Origin of the sequence: Hyphomonas sp. UBA3601, from assembly GCF_002375605.1 — a bacterium.
GTDB lineage: Bacteria > Pseudomonadota > Alphaproteobacteria > Caulobacterales > Hyphomonadaceae > Hyphomonas.
In genome coordinates this window covers 1-1,313 of record NZ_DFME01000065.1, presented here as the reverse complement: position 1 = coordinate 1,313, position 1,313 = coordinate 1, and the positions used below count along the sequence as shown (strand labels likewise).

Below are 1,313 nucleotides of genomic sequence, written 5' to 3'. Positions count from 1 at the left end.
AGTTCGGGATAGGGCGGGGCGAGGCCGTGCCAGATCTCCTCGATCTCGGTCACGTCCACGCTGCCGAAATCCGCGAGCGCCAGTTTGGCAAGCCGCGCGGAGACGCCGATGCGCAGGCCGCCCGTGATCAGTTTGAGCAGCGCCCAGCGGCCGGTCGGGTCCAGCCCGTCGAGCCAGTTGGCGACCAGTCTCTGCGCCTCGGGCCGTGTCACGCCGTCCAGCGCTTCGACAATCTCGGCCAGCGGCGGCGGGCGGTTCGCGCGCCGCTCGCCCGGCCAGACGAGGCTGACGGTTTCGGCCATGTCGCCGACATAGTCATAGGACAGGCGGAACAGTTCGGGGTCCATCCGGTCGGTGACCAGTTCGCGGATCGCGGCGGGCTTGATGCTCTTCAGGTCGAGGTCGCCGGTCAGCGCGCCGAGGGCATAGCCCCGGTCGGGGTCTGGGGCGCTGCGAAAATAGGATACGATCAGGCGTAGCTTGCCGTTACGCGAAGGCGTTAGGACTAGTCGGTCAAGAAGCTCTGCGAAGGCCTGCATGCGCCTAAGATAGAGCCGCCGCGCCAAGAATCCATCTAGGGGAGTCCTCCATGAGCCTGAAACTGCACCACCTCAACGCCTCGCGCTCGCAGCGCATTGTCTGGCTGCTGCTCGAACTCGGCGTGCCGCACGAGATTGTCCACCATAGCCGCGACCCGGAAACCCGGCTGGCCCCGCCGGACCTGCTCAAGATCCACCCGATGGGCAAGTCGCCCCTGCTGGAAGATGGCGACACGGTGATTGCCGAGACCGGCGCGATTGCCGAATATTTGCTGGCGAAACACGACCCGGACCACACGCTACACCCGCGCGCGGATTCGGCTGATTTCCCGCGCTACCTGGAATGGGTCCATGCCGCCGAGGGCGCGATCTTCCTGCCGGGCCTGTTCCGCTTCTACCTGATGAATGCGGGCTTGCTGGACACGCCGCTGGCCGCCTCCATGGAGGCCGAACAGGCCAAGGCGATGAAGACGATCGAGGGGCACCTGGCCAAACATGCCTATTTCGCCGGCGACAGCTTCACCGCCGCCGATTGCCTGATGGCGTTCCAGGTCCAGTCCGCTGCGGCCATGGGCGCGCTGGAGGCCTTGCCCGCGACCAGGGCCTGGCTGGAAAAAGTGCAGGCGCGCCCGGCCTACAAGGCGATGCTGGACGTGGGGGTCTAGGGACCCACGGCCGACATGTCCGCCGCTCCGGTGGAGGCTGGGGGTTCTTGCCGTTAGACCGCGGAGCCCCGCGCCTGTGCTTCGACTTCGCTCAGCATGAGCGCGTCAG

The 1,313-nt window shown here is 66.7% G+C and carries 1 protein-coding gene and 1 pseudogene; one reads left to right on the top strand and one right to left on the bottom strand.

Annotated features, from left to right (window positions below; genetic code table 11):
- Window positions 1-539: pseudogene (locus B4F73_RS06905) on the bottom strand (ATP-dependent DNA ligase); the annotation flags it as partial.
- A 50-nt stretch (window positions 540-589) separates the two neighbouring features.
- On the opposite strand from B4F73_RS06905, the gene B4F73_RS06900 reads away from it, so the two are divergent.
- Window positions 590-1,204, top strand: a complete 615-nt coding sequence (locus B4F73_RS06900) for a glutathione S-transferase family protein (RefSeq protein WP_290480431.1) — start codon at window positions 590-592, stop codon at window positions 1,202-1,204.
- The last annotated feature ends 109 nt before the right edge of the window (window positions 1,205-1,313 follow it).